Source organism: Burkholderia sp. PU8-34 (assembly GCF_053427725.1).
In genome coordinates this window covers 110959-126112 of the sequence record NZ_JBSAXC010000008.1, presented here as the reverse complement: position 1 = coordinate 126112, position 15154 = coordinate 110959, and the positions used below count along the sequence as shown (strand labels likewise).

The window sequence follows — 15154 nt, the reverse complement described above, 5'->3', positions numbered from 1 at the left end:
CACCGCGTGCGGCGACCGCTCGTCGCCGCGCTTTCAGTCCATGCGCGTAAACGGGGTCGCATGAAAAAGGCGGCATGACATCCGTGTCATGCCGCCTTCCATGATCGCTGCCGAACGGCGAGCTTGCGTCGGCAGTGAGGCGTGACCGACTCAGCCGAAGCGAGCGGCCCGGTAAGGATGCGGATCGATGTAGGTCGGCGCGCCCGTCATCATCTCGGCGAGCAGGCGTCCGGTCGCAGGGCCGAGCGTCAGCCCGTGATGGCAGTGGCCGAACGCGAACCACAGGTCCCGGTGGCGCGGCGCGGGCCCGATCACCGGACGCATGTCCGGCGTGCACGGCCGCATCCCGAGCCACGGCGCCGGGTCGAGCCGTTCGCCGATGCCGAACGCGTCGCGCGCGAGCGGTTCCGCGCGCGCGAGCTGCACGCCGGTCGGCGGCGCGCCGCGCAGCGCGATCTCGACGCCGGTCGTGAGCCGCAGGCGGCCGCCATCCATTGGCGCGACGACGAAGCCTTCCTCGGTATCGCAGACGGGCACGTTCAACGGCGTGCGCGTCGGGCGGTAATGCATGTGATAGCCACGCTTCGCGCGCAGCGGAATCCGGTAGCCGAGCGGTGCGAATACGTGGTCGGACCAAGGCCCGAGCGCCACCACCGCCGAGCGGGCCGCAATGCGTCCGTGTGCGGTATCGACGCTCCAGCCGTCGCGTTCCTGTCTGAGCGTCGTCGCATCGCCGAGCGCGAACGTGCCGCCCTCGCGCTCGAAAAGGCGCGCATAGGCTTTCGTCAGGCCGCCCGGGTTCGACACGGTCTTCGGATCCTGCCAGTGGAACGCGCCGCAAAACGCGTCGCCGAGACCGGGCTCACGCTCGCGCAGCGCACGCGCATCGAGCACGGTCATCCGCAACCCGTGCTCGCCCGCGATGCGCTGCTGCGCACGGGCTTCCGCGTCGAACAATGCAGGCGAACGGAACGCCTCGATCCACCCGCCGTCATGCACGAGCGGCTGCGCATCGGTGCGCGCGAGCAGCGCGTCGTGCTCGTCGACGCTCGCCGCGACGAGCGGCAGCAGGTCGCGCGCAGCGGCCGCGAGCCGCTGCGGCGACGATTCCCGCCAGAACCGTGCGAGCCAGCCCGCGTAGGCGGGCATCGCCTTGTAGTCCCAATAGAGATCGACCGAGCGGTTGCGCGCATAGCGCAACAGCGTGCCGAGCTTGCGCGGGAATGCATACGGGACGACCGACGAGCGCTCGATGAGCCCCGCGTTGCCGTGACTCGTTTCCTCGCCCGGCCCGCGCCGGTCGACGAGCGCGACGCGCAGGCCGCGATCCTGCAGATGCAGCGCGCACGACACGCCGACGATGCCGGCGCCCAGGACGATGACGTCGAAATCCATGCTTCCTCGTACTGCGTCGAGATTCGATGCGATGCGCGCCGGACGCTGCGCCCGGCGCGGCCTGGCTTACTTCGCGATGATGTCGCGCTTGAAGTACTTCTGCGACAGCCCGCTCAGCGTGCCGTCCTTCTTCAGCGCGTCGAGCGCGCCGACGATCTTCGTCTGCAGCGCCTTGTCGCCCTTGCGCATCCCGAAGCCCGTGCCTTCGCCGAGCGTCGCCGGATCCTTCAGCGGCTCGCCGACGATCTGGTAGTCGCGGCCGGCCGGCTTGTCGAGGAAGCCGTCCTGCGCGGTCTGCGCTTCCTGCACCGCCGCGTCGAGACGGCCCGCGACGAGATCCGCGTAGATCTGGTCCTGATCCTGGTACGACACGACCGCCACGCCCGCGTTGGCCCAGTGCGCCTTCAGGAAATCTTCCTGCGACGACCCTTGCAGCACGCCGACGCGCTTGCCGTGCAGGCTCGCCGTGTCGGGCAGCAGCGGCGAGCCGCGCTTCGCGACCATCACGATCGGCACGACGTAGATCGCCGGCGTGAAATCGATGCTCTGCCGGCGCTTCGCGGTGATGTTCATCGCCGAGTTGATCGCGTCGAACTTGCGCGCCTGCAGCGCGGGGATCAGCCCGTCGAACGAATTCTCGACCCACACGCACTTCATCTTCAGCTTCGCGCACACTGCGTTGCCGACATCGACGTCGAAGCCCTGCAGCTGACCGGAAGGCGTCTTGCTCTCGAACGGGGGATAGGCGGCTTCGATCCCGAAGCGCAACGTGTTGGCGGTCTGTTCCGCGTGGGCCGTGACGGCTGCGCTCGCGAAAGCCGCGGCGGCGCACAGAGAGAGCTTCCAGTTCATGACGGGTCCTGTCTGGGTTGAGGCAATGGGGGACGGCTGCGCGGCGCCATCGACAGCGCGCCGGATCGGCACGAAGCACGGCCGGCCGGCCGGCCGGCCGGCGATGCGGCTGCATACGTCCATGCACGCGAAATATAGACTGTAAGTCTACTATAGACTATAGGGGATACGATAATCGTGCCTCGTTTCTACGGGCCGGTATCGTCGAAATCTGTCATAAGTCTATGATTCTTCGTGAGTTTTCAAAACTCCGCCGTCACGCACACACCCGAAAAATAAAATTTCTCCAGACGTCTTGAGTCTATATTAGACTTTTCGTCCATCACGAACACCGCCGGACACCCCGTCGCGAGACTGTCCGTCCGGCCCTGACTGGAGACGTATCCATGACGCAAGCCGCCCCGACCCTGCCGCTGACCGTCGACGAAGCGGCGGTGCGCGCCGCGCTGCCGTCGCTCGATGTGCTCGGCACGCTACGCCGCATGTTCGCGTCGCTCGGCGAAGCGCGCGCCGTGCAGCCGCCGCAGACGCTCACGCTGTTTCCCGGCCAGGCCGGCGACTTCATCACCTACCTCGGCGCGCTCGCCGACGAGCAGGTGTTCGGCGCGAAGCTGTCGCCGTACATCGTGACGGGCGGCAAACCGATCGTCACCGCATGGACCGCACTGATGTCGATGCGCACGGGCCACCCGCTGATGTGGTGCGACGCGGGCCTTCTGACGATCGAGCGCACCGCCGGCACGACCGCGCTCGCGGTCGACTGCCTCGCGCCCGGCGATGCGAAGCATCTTGCGGTGATCGGCACGGGCGCGGTCGGCCTCGCGCACCTGCGGCACACGGCGGCGTTGCGCGACTGGGAGACGATCCGCGTCTATTCGCCGGCACTGGCAGGAAACGCGGCGCTCCAGGCCGAGCTCGCGCAGCTCGATCCGCGCGCGCGGCCGGCCGACAGCGCCGCCGCGTGCGTGCGCGACGCGGACGTCGTGATGCTGTGCACGTCGTCGGGCACGCCGGTGCTCGGCGACGGGATGCTCACGCGCCCTGCGCTCGTTACGTCGATCAGCACCAACGTCGCGCAAGCGCACGAGATTCCGCCCGCGTGGCTGCCCGACATGGACGTGTACTGCGACTACCGGCACACGACGCCCGCGAGCGCGGGCGAGATGCAGCGCGCGGCGGCCGAACACGGCTGGACGCCCGAGCGCATCGTCGGCGACCTGCCCGCGCTCGTGCGCAACGCGTGCCCGGCGCCGTCGCGTACGCGCCATGCGTTCTTCCGTTCGATCGGCCTCGGCCTCGAGGACGTCGCGATCGCGCACGCGCTGCATGCGCATCTGACGCGCGCATGAGCCGCACATGAGCATCAAGCACGCGCGAGCCCGATACAATGGCGCCACCGCCGCTGTCAGGGCAACGGTGCACCGGCGTCGGCCGGAGGCGCCCGCCGGCCGCGGCTCACCCGAGATCCCGATGCGCAAGAAGCCGTCCCCCGTCAAAGACCTGCTGCTGTCCCGCTATGCGCCGATCGCCGACGGCATCGCGACGCTGTTCTTCCCGTACGCGGAAGTCGTGATCCACGACCTGCACGACCAGACCGTGCTGTACCTCGCGAACAACCTGTCGAAACGCGAGGTCGGCGACGATTCCGCGCTCGAGGAAACCGACCACTCGGCGCGCGAGCGCGTGATCGGCCCGTACGAGAAGCTCAACTGGGACGGCCGGCGAATGCGCTGCGTCAGCAACGTGCTGTTCGACGACGAAGGGCATCCGGCCGGGATGATGTGCATCAACTTCAACATCGCGGTGTTCGACGAAGTGCGCGCGACGCTCGACCTGTTCATCAAGGGCGCGGGCGTCGTCGCGCAGCCGGACGAGCTGTTCCGCGACGACTGGCAGGAGCGCATCAACACGTTCCTGCACGGCTGGCTGCGCGACCGGCAGATCGGCCTCAACGGCCTGACGCGCGAACATCGGCGCGAACTCGTCGAGGCGCTCTACGCGGAAGGCGCATTCCGCGGCAAGAGCGCGGCGAACTACGTCGCGAACGTGCTCGGGATGGGGCGCGCAACGGTCTACAAGCATCTGAAGCACCTGAAGGAAACGCAGGGCGACATGTAGACGGGACGCACGGCGGAAGTCGCGCGTTCTCGCGCCGGCGCGCGGCGTGAACGGCAGGCTGGGCCTGGCGCCGCCGCTCTTCGTCCGGATGATCCTCGCATGCCCTCGGCCCCGTAACGTCTTGTCACCTCCCCCACCCGCCAGCGTCGAAGCGTCGAAGCGTCGAAGCGTCGAAACAAGAAATGCTATAGTCGCGGTTACATTTTTTCCGATCGTCACACGCCCATGCCGACCGCTCCCTCCCCCGCGCTTCGCCCGACGCTGACCGTCGAAATCTGGTCCGACCTGATCTGCCCGTGGTGCTGGATCGGCAAGCGCCGCTTCGACGAAGCGCTCGCCGCATTCGCGCATGCGGACCGCGTCGACGTCGTGCTGCGCGCGTACCGGCTGATGCCCGGCCAGCCGGTCGAGCCGGTCGAAGCGATGCTCGGCAGCAAGTACCGGCTCGCGCCCGCGCAGGTCGACCAGATGCTGCGCCAGGTGACCGACGCCGCCGCCAGCGTCGGGTTGCACTACGACCTGCCCGGCACGCTCGTCGGCGACACGCTCGACGGCCACCGGCTCGTGAAGTTCGCGGAGACCACCGGCCGCGCGCACGCGCTGACCGAACGGCTGTATCGCGCGTACTTCAGCGAGCATGGCTCGCTGTTCGACCACGGCGCACTCGCCGACTTCGCGGTCGACGCAGGGCTCGAGCGCGCGGCGGCCGAAGCCGTGCTGCGCAGCGACGCTTACCGCGACGACGTCGAAGCCGACATCGAGCGCGCCGCGCAAATCGGCGGCCGCGGCGTGCCGCTGTTCGTGTTCGGCAGCCGCTACGCGGTGTCCGGCGCGCAGCCGGCCGACGTGTTCGCGCAGGCGCTCGAACAGGCGTGGCAGGATGGCGTCGTCGCGATCGGCGGCGACGACGCGGCGGCATGCGGCCCCGACGGCTGCGCGCTGCCGCCGCACGCATAACGCGTCGCTCTACGCATCGCACTACGCACCACAACACGCATCACACTACGCCCTGCTGCTGCCAGAAACCGGCAGGAAGCCGCGCCGTGCGGCGTCTACAATGTGGCCTCTCAAATAACAATCTATGAGAGGCCACAACCCCATGACCCACGGCATTCACGGAGAGAAGCGCTGGTACGCGCTGATCGTCCTCTGTCTCGGCGTGCTGATGATCGTGCTCGACAGCACGATCGTGAACGTCGCCCTTCCGTCGATCCGCGCGGACCTGCACTTCAGCGAGACGGCGCTCGTCTGGGTCGTGAATGCGTACATGCTGACCTTCGGCGGCTGCCTGCTGCTCGGCGGCCGCCTCGGCGACCTGTACGGCCACCGCCGCATGTTCCTCGCGGGCCTCACCGTGTTCACGCTCGCGTCGCTCGGCTGCGGCGTCGCGCAATCGCAGACGATGCTGATCGCCGCGCGCGCGGTGCAGGGCTTCGGCGGCGCGATCGTGTCGGCGGTGTCGCTGTCGCTGATCATGAATCTGTTCACGGAAACCGGCGAGCGGGCGCGCGCGATGGGCATCTACGGCTTCGTCTGCGCGGGCGGCGGCAGCATCGGCGTGCTGCTCGGCGGGCTGCTGACGAGCGCGCTGTCGTGGCACTGGATCTTCCTCGTCAACCTGCCGATCGGCATCGCGGTCTACGCGCTGTGCGTCGCGCTGCTGCCGCGCACGCGCGCACCGGCCGCCGATGCGCGGCTCGACGTCGCCGGCGCGTTCACCGTGACCGCATCGCTGATGCTCGCCGTCTACGGGATCGTCAACGGCAACGAGGCCGGCTGGCTGTCGACGCAGACGGTCGCGCTGGTCGGCGCCGCCGCCACGCTGCTCGCGTTGTTCATCGCGATCGAGGCGCGCGTCGCCCATCCGCTGATGCCGCTCACGCTGTTCGCCGCGCGCAACGTCGCGCTCGCGAACGTGATCGGCGTGCTGTGGGCCGCTGCGATGTTCGCGTGGTTCTTCCTGTCCGCGCTGTACATGCAGCGCGTGCTCGGCTACGGCCCGCTGCAGGTCGGACTCGCGTTCCTGCCCGCGAACCTGATCATGGCCGCGTTCTCGCTCGGGCTGTCCGCGCGGATCGTGATGCGCTTCGGGATCCGCGGCCCGATCGCCGCCGGCCTGCTGATCGCCGCCTGCGGCCTCGCGCTGTTCTCGTGTGCGCCGGTCGACGGCGGGTTCGCATGGCACGTGCTGCCCGGGATGACGCTGCTCGGCATCGGCGCGGGCGTCGCGTTCAACCCGGTGCTGCTCGCCGCGATGAGCGACGTCGATCCTGCCGATTCGGGGCTCGCGTCGGGAATCGTCAACACCGCGTTCATGATGGGCGGCGCCCTCGGGCTCGCGGTGCTCGCGAGCCTCGCGGCCGCCCGCACCGACGCACTCGCGGCAGCCCAGGCCGCGCCGCTCGACGCGCTGAACGGTGGCTATCACGTCGCGTTCGCGTTCGGCGCGGCGTTCGCGGCGGCGGCCGCGCTGATCGGCCTCGCGCTGCGGATCCGGCGGCACGACGCGGTCGGCAGTGGAGTGGGCCGCGCGATGCACTGATCAGGTGCAGCAGCGTGGCTGCGGGGTTAAAACGCACGTTTGAACTTCCCCGTCGAGCTCGCGGAATCCGGGCTCGCGGATTCCGCGCTGCGCCCGTCCGGCACCGTGACCGATGACGGCGCATACGGCTTTCCGGCCTCGTGCGCGTGCCGCGCAACCGCACGATAATCCCGCCGGAGCCTCACCCGACAAGGCTGTCCGGCCGCCGCACGGGGGTCGCCCCACCGCAGCGGCCGGCCGATTTTTAACGCAGTCGTACACCGCGCCGCGAGTTTTGCGACAATGTCGGACTTTGACCTGCGCGCCGCCGCCGAACGCCGCATAACCGCCCGCTTCCGATGTCGCTTCCTCATATCGATCTGCTGTACTCCCTGTCCGGCCTGTTCGTCGGCATTCTCGTCGGCCTGACCGGTGTTGGCGGCGGTTCGCTGATGACGCCGATCCTCGTGCTGCTGTTCGGCGTCCATCCGGCGACGGCAGTCGGCACCGACCTGCTGTACGCGGCGGCGACCAAGGCGACCGGCACCCTCGTGCACGGGCTCAAGGGCTCGGTCGACTGGCGCATCACGGGCCGGCTCGCGGCCGGCAGCGTGCCCGCGTCGGCGTTCACGCTGTGGGTGCTGCATACCTACGGGATGCAATCGCCCGGCGCCGGCCGCCTGATCCAGCTCGTGCTCGGCTGCGCGCTGCTGCTCACGTCGCTCGCGCTGATCTTCCGGCCGCAGCTCGCCGCGCTGGCCGCGCGCAATCCGCTCAAGCCGAACCCCGCGCGCACGCTGTGGTCCACCGTGCTGACGGGCGCCGTGCTCGGCGTGCTGGTGTCGATGACGTCGGTCGGCGCCGGCGCGATCGGCGTCACCGTGCTGCTGCTGCTGTACCCGGCGCTCGCGACAACCCGCATCGTCGGCTCGGACATCGCGCACGCGGTCCCGCTCACGCTGATCGCCGGGATGGGCCACTGGCTGCTCGGCTCGGTCGACGTGTCGATGCTGCTGTCGCTGCTGCTCGGCTCGCTGCCCGGCATCGTGATCGGCAGCCTGCTGTCGGCGCGCGCGCCCGAGCGCCTGCTGCGCAACCTGCTCGCGTCCACGCTCGTTGCTGTCGGCGTGCGGCTCGTGCTCGCGTAAGCCGACCGCCGCACCAACAAAAAACGCCGCCCGGCTCGTGACCGGGCGGCGTTTTTTTACGTCACGTCAGGCGGCGCACGCGCCGCCCGCGCTTACTGCCCCTGCTGTTGCAGTTTCTGCTGACGGAGCTGCTGCGCGCGCATCTGCAGCTTCAGCACGCGCTGCAATGCCGAACGGTTCGCGAGGATGCCGTCGTAGAAATTGCCGAGATCTCCCTTCAACGCGGTCCGCGACAGGTCGTTCAGATAGATCATGTGGCCCGACGGGTAGAACTTCATCGACAGGTTCTGCGCCTTGAGCGTCGGATCGAGCGGCATCTGCTGCAGCGTCAGCTCGGTCTGGTGGAACGGCGTGACCGCGTCGAAATAGCCGTTCGCGGACAGCACCTTCAGATCCGGGTTCAGGCTCATCGTCGACGCGAGGTCGCCGGCCGTGTACAGCGTATTGCCGCCGCCCTTGTTCGCACCGGTCGGGTCGGTGTGGCTGAAGTCCCAGTTGTTGAACACCTGGTCGTTCAGGTCGACGAACGACGACAGCGACGTGTACTTCAGGTCGGTGTTCAGGTAGCTGTTCCACAGCACCGTGTACGCGCCGCCGATGTTGTTGATCGACGGATCGTTGCCGCCCGAGTTCGGCAGGATGAACGGCGCGATGCCCTGGCCCGTGTAGTTCGCGCGGCCGTCATACTGGCCGATCTGGATGCCCGGCACGAGCGTCAGGAAGAACGTATACGGCGGGTTGTTGTTCGACGACGGCACGTTGCCGAGCGCGGCCGGGTTGCCGAAGGTCTGGATCAGCGAGACCGGATCGGTGCCGATGTACGAACCCATCTGCTGCGCGGTCTGCAGGTTCAGGTTCAGCCGCACGTTGACGAAGCCGCCGTCCTGCGGGTTCGGCGCCTGCGCGAGCGGTGCGAGCACGTTGTCCGCGTAGTTGCGCGCCTGGACCATGTAGCTGTCGAGGTCGGCCGGCGTCGGGTTGACCGTCGTCTTCTTCCAGTAGAACGCGTCGGCCGCGAGCGTCGGGAACGTGCCGATTGCCGACAGCGCGTTCGCGTAGTCGAGGATCGACGACTGCAGCGTGATCCCGTTCAGCTCGACGCCATCTTCATGCAGCACCCACGACACCACCGCGCTGCGCGCCGTGCCGTACGACTCGCCGAACAGGAACTTCGGCGAGTTCCAGCGCGAGTACTTGGTCAGATAGCGCTGGATGAAGCGGTCGATCGAGCGCGCGTCCTGGTCGACACCCCAGAAGTCCTTGTTCTTCGCCGGGGCGATCGCCGCCGAATAGCCGGTGCCGACCGGGTTGATGAACACGAGGTCGGAGCGGTCGAGCAGGCTGTCCGGGTTGTCGAGCAGCTTGTACGGTGCGGGCGGCGTGAAGTTCGGGAACGACGACTGCAGCCGCTTCGGCCCGAACGAGCCGAGCAGCAGGTAGACCGACGACGAGCCGGGGCCGCCGTTGTAGAAGAACGTGACCGGGCGCGGCTTCGACGGATCGGGATTGTCCTGGGTGTACGCGACGTAGAACATCTTCGCGTTCGGCTGCGACGTGACGGGGTCGATCGTCGTCAGGTGGCCGGCGGTCGCCGTGTAGTTGACGACCTTGCCGCCGATCGTGACCTGCCGGTGCACGACCGCGGCGCCTTCGGTGGCATCCGTGACCGCGTCGTTGGGGCCGGTGCCGTACACGTCGGTATCGACGAACGGCTGGTCCGGCTGCGTGGCAGGCGACGCGTTGCCGGCCGATCCGCCGCCAGCGGCGGCCGGCGCGTTCACGTTCGCGTTCGCGGCCGTGGCGGCCGCAGCCGACGCGGCCGGGCTCGAGCCGTCATCGCCGCCGCAGCCCGTGACGAGCAGCGCGGTAACAGCCGTCGCCGCGACGAGTGGCCCGCTCAGTGTCGTTCCGAATAGCGCGAAACCGTCTTTCAAGGACTTCAGTGTCGTCATTATTGCCTCTCAAACAGAACGATAAATGTCGCCGGACGCAAAGGATGATTGCGTCCGGCGTTCCGCACCGGGAGTGCATTCGTTATGCGACGCACTCCGAGTTTTTTACCGGCCCGGCATTGACCGACCGGCATGATTTACCCCACCCGATATTCAGCGACTTCCCAATGGAATCAATTCCATCGAAAACGGCAATTCAGAACTCAAGTGCAATTTCCGGGTTATCCGCAATCGCATGCAAATCGACGGCAAAAACATTCCCCGCAAAGCCAGCCCTGACAAGACTGCTTCGCATCGAGACGACGAACCTCCCCCTTCGGCATGGCGCCGATTAATCGCCGAACGGCGATCGATCGCAGCCTTTTTCCGAATTAATAAAATCGAAAGGATTGGCCAACAGAATGGAAAGGAATATTCTCTCTATGTAATTTATTAAATTAAGTGAAAATACCGGCGCATAATAAATTCCGGGTTTTCGGCCGTAAAGTAATAATTTGTTACAGCACTCGCCATTCGACACGAATGGAATCTGGGACCGATTCCCGACGGCGGCCAATAAAAAAGCCGGACGCTGGCGTCCGGCTTTTCGGTGTGCAATGGCGTACGATGCCGCGCGCTTATAGCGGCACGTCGATCGCCCCGGCGTTCACGGTGATCGCATTGCCGCCCGGCGCCGCCGAGATCGCCGGCAGGTTCGCGCCCGTCAGCGCCGGCGCCGCGCCCGGCGTGCCGCCGCGCGGCACCGTGCGGATCACCTGCGACGGCGGCAGCGGCGCACCGTTCTTCAGGTGCCGCCACATCAGGTTCAGCGCCTGCAGGTCGTAGTAGTGGACGGGCACGAAGCGCGTATCGAACCCGGCGACCGGCAGGAACGCATCGAAGTGCTGGCCGTTCGCCACCTCATAGAATGCGAGCTGGCTGCGCCCGCCTTCGCTGAGGCTGTTCTGCGCGACGTACGCGCGCGACGCATGATTGACCGGCACGAGCGCATCGCTGCGACCGTGCACGATGATCGCGGGCTTGCCCTGCAGGTTCGCGTTCACGCGCACCGCGTCGACGTTCGCGGGCATGCCCAGCGTCCCGTTCGTCCACAGTTGGCGCAGGCACACCGCGCCCGCGAAGCTCGCGTCGGGCGTCGCGAGGCGGTGATCGACGCCGGTCGCGGCGCCCGTGTTGAACACGAGATTGATGCCGTCGGTCGGCGGCACGCCGTTGCCCGCGCCGAATACGTTCGGCATCGGCGAAGTGGCCGGCGGCGCGACCGCGCCGGTGGCCGCATTCGTCGTCGCGAAACTGAAATTGCACAGGTTGTCGACGACGCGCGAGCGCGTGTACGCATTCGCATAGGTCACCGCGATCGCCGGTGTCGCCTGCGAATCCCACATCGGCGCCTGCAGCAGGTCGGAGTCGGCCAGGTAGCCGGCCGTGTGCAGTTGCGCGAGCGCATCGGCGGCCTGGCTCTGCAGGTCCGCGCCCGCGACGAGCCCGGCCGCGGCGAGCGTCGCGCAGCGCTGCGCGCGGATCGACTGCGTGACGGCCGGCGGCAGCGCGCTCAGGTACGGCGCGCCCGCGAGGGCAGTCGACGCCGCCGCGCATGGCTGCAGCAGGTTCGCGAGCGTCGCGTAGTCGGCGAGCGGCCGCCCGAACGACGGCACCGGCGCACCGCCCTGCCGCACGACGGCGTTCGGCGCGAGCCGCACGTTGATCTGCGGCTCGCCGACGACGACCGCGGTGATCCAGTTGCGTGTGTCCTGCTCGGCCGCCGCGAGCGCCGCGCCGCCGCCGTTGCTGACCGACGCGGCGATCGTCGTGATGTCACCGGGCCGGTAGCGCACGCCGTGACGCTTGCCGTCGATCAGCGGTCCGAACTGCTCGTTGAGCGCCCAGTACGCGAACTCGACCGCCTGCAGCGTCGCGTGCCCCCAGTCCTGCTCGGGATTCTGCTGCGAATGCGCATGCTTGAACGCATAGCGGTTCGGGAATTGTGCGTTGAACGCGGCCAGCTCGCTGCTCGTCGCGTTCGCGGTAAAGAGGCTCGCGTTGCCGGCAAGCACCGCGTTCGCGAGCGTGCCGTCGATCAGCGTGACGGTATCCGAGCCGAGCTCGTGCGCACCGTTGCCGCCGCCCTTGTCGTTGTACGCAACCGCGCAGCCGCGCTTGAGGCCCCACTCGCCGGCAGCCGAAATCGCGCCGTACACGCCGCGCGAGCCGGACGACGTCGCGGTGACGATGCACGGCTGCGCGGGATCGAAGCCGGCCGGCACCTGCACGAGCAGCGTGACGTTCTTGCGGCCGCTGCCGTCGTCCGAATAGGCGAGGTATTCGGTGCCGGCGATCTTGCCTTCGCCGAGCGTGTCGTTGCCGTCGAGGTCGACGTTCGGCCCCCAGAAGCGGCCGTAGCCGCCGTTGGCCGTGATGTCGACGAGCGCGCGGTAGTTCGACCAGATCGCGAGTCGGCGCAGCTCGGCCGCCGTCGGCCGCGCCGGATTCGCGAAGCCGGGCGGCGTCGCGGCCGCGAGGCCCGTCTTGCCGAGGCCGGCCGTCAGCAGGTCATCGCTCGCGCCGTCGTAGGCCGTCGTGCGCACGCTGCCCGCGACGAACCCGGGCAACGGGTTGCTTTCCGACGTCTCGTCGCCGTTGCAGGCACCGAGCATCGCCACCGCGGCGGCCAGCGCCGCCCCCAACAGGACCCGACTGCCCCACCTGAGCCTCGTCATCAGCGCCCTCTCTCTCGTAATGTGTATCGGACTTTCAAAGCGAGCACGGGCCCCGGCATGCCGAGGCCCGTGCGGATGCGAGCGCGGGCGGCGCGCCTGCGCCGCCCGGACATCATTGCTTCTTGACGGTCAGCTTGTTGCTGACTGAAGTCACGCCCGGAACGGCCTTCGCAGCCGATTCGGCCTTGTCGATCTGGGCTTGGTCGGGCACCGTGCCCTCGAGCGTGATCGCGCCGCCCTTCGAACGCACGACGATTTTCGACACGTCGACGCCGTTGTCCTTCGAGATCGCCTTGCGCACCGCATAGCCGAGCTTGCGGTTCGCCTGCTTCGCTGTCTTGGCAGCGGCCTTCGATGCGCTCTTCGCGGCGGCGGGCGCTTCGGACGCCGCCGGCTCGCTCGACTGCGCGTACACGCTGCCGGACAGACACACCGCCACTGCGGCCACGCCCAACGCTCTCAATACGATCGACTTCATACCATCTCCTTGTGAATCGCGACGGCCGCGCACAGTGCGGCCGGATACCCCCAAAGGCAGCCGGACTGCGCGCGCGAACGCGGCAGGACGGCCGGTGATTTCCACGGCGATGCGAGAGAGGCGAGACGGACAGGCAGCGGAGCCACGCGCAATGCGGGCCGGCCCGGCCGGGCAGCCGCCGGCCGAACGCGCCCGGTCTGATGGCGTGCCGGGTCGCGCGAGTCGGGCGCAGCTGCGTCGCACAATGTAATCCAGCGCCCGCGGAAGCGCAAAGTTTTTGATGCGGCGCGGCGCACCGCGCTGCCGCCGCGGCGATGACGCCGCGCCGGCAACCCGACGGGGACCCGACGGCAACCCGTTTCGCGCACGCACCGCGAAACCGGGTACCATCGCCGCGAATGCGCATCGTCGTTGCCACGAGCTGCCGATGCGAGATACCCGCGTGATCCTCGACCGCTTATGAAGCCCATCCTGCGCCCCCGCCGGCCGCCCCGCATCCTCGCCCGCTTTGTCGCGGTGTCGTGGCGCGACCTCGCGCTGTCGGTCGGCCCGACCGTGCTGCTCGCGGTCGCCGCCGTCTGGCTCGCGATCAAGATGATCCAGCCCGCGCCGCCGTCCACGCTCGTGATCTCCGCCGGGCCGCCCGGCAGCACCTACTGGAACGCCGCGCAGAAGTACAAGGCGATCCTCGCGAAGAACGGCGTCACGCTCGACGTCGAGTCGTCCGAGGGCTCCGCGCAGAACCTCGAGCGGCTGTCCAACCCGAACGCGCCGGTCGACGTCGGCTTCGTGCAGAGCGGCATCGGCCCGAAGGTGCGCGACGAGCACCTCGTCGCGCTCGGCAGCATCGGCTACGTGCCGCTCGCGATCATGTACCGCGGCCCGATCGTCGCGCGCCTGTCGGACTTCAAGGGCAAGCGGCTCGCGCTCGGCGCGGAAGGCAGCGGCGCGCGCGAGCTGAGCCTCGCGCTGCTGAAGATGAACGGCATCGAGCCCGGCGGCGCGACCGAACTGCTGTTGACGGCCGGCGAGGATGCCGGCGCGGCGCTGCTCGACGGCAAGATCGATGCGGCGTTCCTGTCCGGCGACTCGACGCAGATCCCGGTGATGGCGAAGCTGTTCCGCGCGCCGGGCGTGCACGTGTACTCGTTCACGCAAGCCGAAGCGTACGCGCGCCGTTTCCCGTACCTGACCGCGATCACGCTGCCCGAGGGCGTCTACGACCTCGGCCGGAACCTGCCGCCCGCGGACATCCATACGGTCGCGCCGACCATCGAGCTGGTCGCGCGCGACACGCTGCATCCGGCGCTGTCGGACCTGCTGATCGAGGCCGCGCGCGAGGTGCACGGCCACGCGACGATCCTGCAGCGCGCGGGCGAATTCCCGTCGCCGATCACGCGCAGCTTCCCGCTATCCGACGATGCGGGGCGCTACTACAAGTCGGGCAAGACCTTCCTGTACCGGCGGCTGCCGTTCTGGGTCGCGAGCCTCGTCGACCGGCTGCTCGTGATCGTCGTGCCGCTCATCGTCGTGCTGATTCCCGGGCTGCGGGTCGTGCCGGCGCTGTACGGCTGGCGCGTGCGCTCGCGGATCTACCGCTGGTACGGCGCGCTGATCGCGCTCGAGCGCAGCGCGCTCGGCGAGCACACGGCCGACGAGCGCGTCGAGCTGCTCGACCGGCTCGACGACATCGAGGAAGCGGTGAACCGGATGAAGATGCCGCTCGCGTACGCGGGGCAGTTCTACGTGCTGCGCGAGCACATCGGCTTCGTGCGCGAACGGTTGACCGCGCACGATCACGACACGCCACACGGCGCCACGCACGAGCATGCGCCGCCGGCCGGCAACGACGGCGCGCCACCCCGGGCGAGCCCCGGTTCCGCCTGAGCGGACGATCCGCGATCATTGCTGCATCGGCGCGCCGCCGCGTAACATGGAAGCCGCCGCCAGGCGCCCGCGCCGGAACGCTCGCA

Annotated in this window: 11 protein-coding genes; 6 read left to right on the top strand and 5 right to left on the bottom strand. The window is 68.6% G+C overall.

Going from position 1 to position 15154, the window contains the following annotated elements; translation table 11 throughout:
- Positions 1 to 150: 150 nt before the first annotated feature.
- Positions 151 to 1395, bottom strand: a complete 1245-nt coding sequence (locus ACV22Z_RS20105; protein ID WP_448078049.1) for an NAD(P)/FAD-dependent oxidoreductase — start codon at positions 1393 to 1395, stop codon at positions 151 to 153.
- Positions 1396 to 1461: 66 nt separating this feature from the next.
- Positions 1462 to 2247, bottom strand: a complete 786-nt coding sequence (locus ACV22Z_RS20100; protein ID WP_448078048.1) for an ABC transporter substrate-binding protein — start codon at positions 2245 to 2247, stop codon at positions 1462 to 1464.
- 386 nt (positions 2248 to 2633) lie between these two features.
- Between ACV22Z_RS20100 and ACV22Z_RS20095 the strand changes: the two genes are divergently transcribed.
- The 5 genes from ACV22Z_RS20095 (at position 2634) to ACV22Z_RS20075 (ending at position 8034) form a co-directional block, all read left to right on the top strand.
- The gene (locus ACV22Z_RS20095; RefSeq protein ID WP_448078047.1) at positions 2634 to 3596 is read left to right on the top strand and encodes an ornithine cyclodeaminase family protein; all 963 of its coding nucleotides are present in this window, start codon (positions 2634 to 2636) and stop codon (positions 3594 to 3596) included.
- A 7-nt stretch (positions 3597 to 3603) separates the two neighbouring features.
- On the top strand, positions 3604 to 4365 hold the full coding sequence (locus tag ACV22Z_RS20090) for a helix-turn-helix transcriptional regulator (RefSeq protein WP_448078046.1): 762 nt from the start codon (positions 3604 to 3606) through the stop codon (positions 4363 to 4365).
- Positions 4366 to 4590: 225 nt separating this feature from the next.
- Positions 4591 to 5322, top strand: a complete 732-nt coding sequence (locus ACV22Z_RS20085; RefSeq protein ID WP_448078045.1) for a DsbA family oxidoreductase — start codon at positions 4591 to 4593, stop codon at positions 5320 to 5322.
- A gap of 142 nt (positions 5323 to 5464) precedes the next feature.
- Positions 5465 to 6907 carry a DHA2 family efflux MFS transporter permease subunit gene (locus ACV22Z_RS20080; RefSeq protein WP_448078044.1) on the top strand — a complete coding sequence of 481 codons (1443 nt, stop codon included), beginning with the start codon at positions 5465 to 5467 and terminating at the stop codon, positions 6905 to 6907.
- 338 nt (positions 6908 to 7245) lie between these two features.
- Positions 7246 to 8034, top strand: coding sequence for a sulfite exporter TauE/SafE family protein (locus ACV22Z_RS20075; RefSeq protein ID WP_448078043.1), 789 nt, complete (start codon positions 7246 to 7248; stop codon positions 8032 to 8034).
- Positions 8035 to 8126: 92 nt separating this feature from the next.
- Here ACV22Z_RS20075 and ACV22Z_RS20070 read toward each other — a convergent pair whose 3' ends face one another.
- The 3 genes from ACV22Z_RS20070 to ACV22Z_RS20060 all read right to left on the bottom strand — a co-directional run bounded on the left by ACV22Z_RS20070 (position 8127) and on the right by ACV22Z_RS20060 (position 13181).
- A complete protein-coding gene (locus ACV22Z_RS20070) occupies positions 8127 to 9986 on the bottom strand; it encodes a S10 family peptidase (protein WP_448078042.1) in 1860 nt (619 codons plus the stop codon).
- A gap of 617 nt (positions 9987 to 10603) precedes the next feature.
- A complete protein-coding gene (locus ACV22Z_RS20065) occupies positions 10604 to 12703 on the bottom strand; it encodes a D-(-)-3-hydroxybutyrate oligomer hydrolase (RefSeq protein WP_448078041.1) in 2100 nt (699 codons plus the stop codon).
- A gap of 112 nt (positions 12704 to 12815) precedes the next feature.
- Positions 12816 to 13181, bottom strand: a complete 366-nt coding sequence (locus tag ACV22Z_RS20060; protein ID WP_448078040.1) for a BON domain-containing protein — start codon at positions 13179 to 13181, stop codon at positions 12816 to 12818.
- A gap of 459 nt (positions 13182 to 13640) precedes the next feature.
- Here ACV22Z_RS20060 and ACV22Z_RS20055 point away from each other — a divergent pair, with 459 nt between their 5' ends.
- Positions 13641 to 15068, top strand: coding sequence for a TAXI family TRAP transporter solute-binding subunit (locus ACV22Z_RS20055; protein ID WP_448078039.1), 1428 nt, complete (start codon positions 13641 to 13643; stop codon positions 15066 to 15068).
- Positions 15069 to 15154: the final 86 nt, after the last annotated feature.

What these genes read in the sequence shown, in the direction of transcription:
- ACV22Z_RS20060 (WP_448078040.1), bottom strand. Translation starts at nt 13,181, where the DNA reads ATGAAGTCGATCGTATTGAGAGCGTTGGGCGTGGCCGCAGTGGCGGTG.
- ACV22Z_RS20070 (WP_448078042.1), bottom strand. Translation starts at nt 9,986, where the DNA reads ATGACGACACTGAAGTCCTTGAAAGACGGTTTCGCGCTATTCGGAACG.
- ACV22Z_RS20080 (WP_448078044.1), top strand. Translation starts at nt 5,465, where the DNA reads ATGACCCACGGCATTCACGGAGAGAAGCGCTGGTACGCGCTGATCGTC.
- ACV22Z_RS20100 (WP_448078048.1), bottom strand. Translation starts at nt 2,247, where the DNA reads ATGAACTGGAAGCTCTCTCTGTGCGCCGCCGCGGCTTTCGCGAGCGCA.
- ACV22Z_RS20065 (WP_448078041.1), bottom strand. Translation starts at nt 12,703, where the DNA reads ATGACGAGGCTCAGGTGGGGCAGTCGGGTCCTGTTGGGGGCGGCGCTG.
- ACV22Z_RS20055 (WP_448078039.1), top strand. Translation starts at nt 13,641, where the DNA reads ATGAAGCCCATCCTGCGCCCCCGCCGGCCGCCCCGCATCCTCGCCCGC.
- ACV22Z_RS20095 (WP_448078047.1), top strand. Translation starts at nt 2,634, where the DNA reads ATGACGCAAGCCGCCCCGACCCTGCCGCTGACCGTCGACGAAGCGGCG.
- ACV22Z_RS20105 (WP_448078049.1), bottom strand. Translation starts at nt 1,395, where the DNA reads ATGGATTTCGACGTCATCGTCCTGGGCGCCGGCATCGTCGGCGTGTCG.
- ACV22Z_RS20075 (WP_448078043.1), top strand. Translation starts at nt 7,246, where the DNA reads ATGTCGCTTCCTCATATCGATCTGCTGTACTCCCTGTCCGGCCTGTTC.
- ACV22Z_RS20090 (WP_448078046.1), top strand. Translation starts at nt 3,604, where the DNA reads ATGAGCATCAAGCACGCGCGAGCCCGATACAATGGCGCCACCGCCGCT.
- ACV22Z_RS20085 (WP_448078045.1), top strand. Translation starts at nt 4,591, where the DNA reads ATGCCGACCGCTCCCTCCCCCGCGCTTCGCCCGACGCTGACCGTCGAA.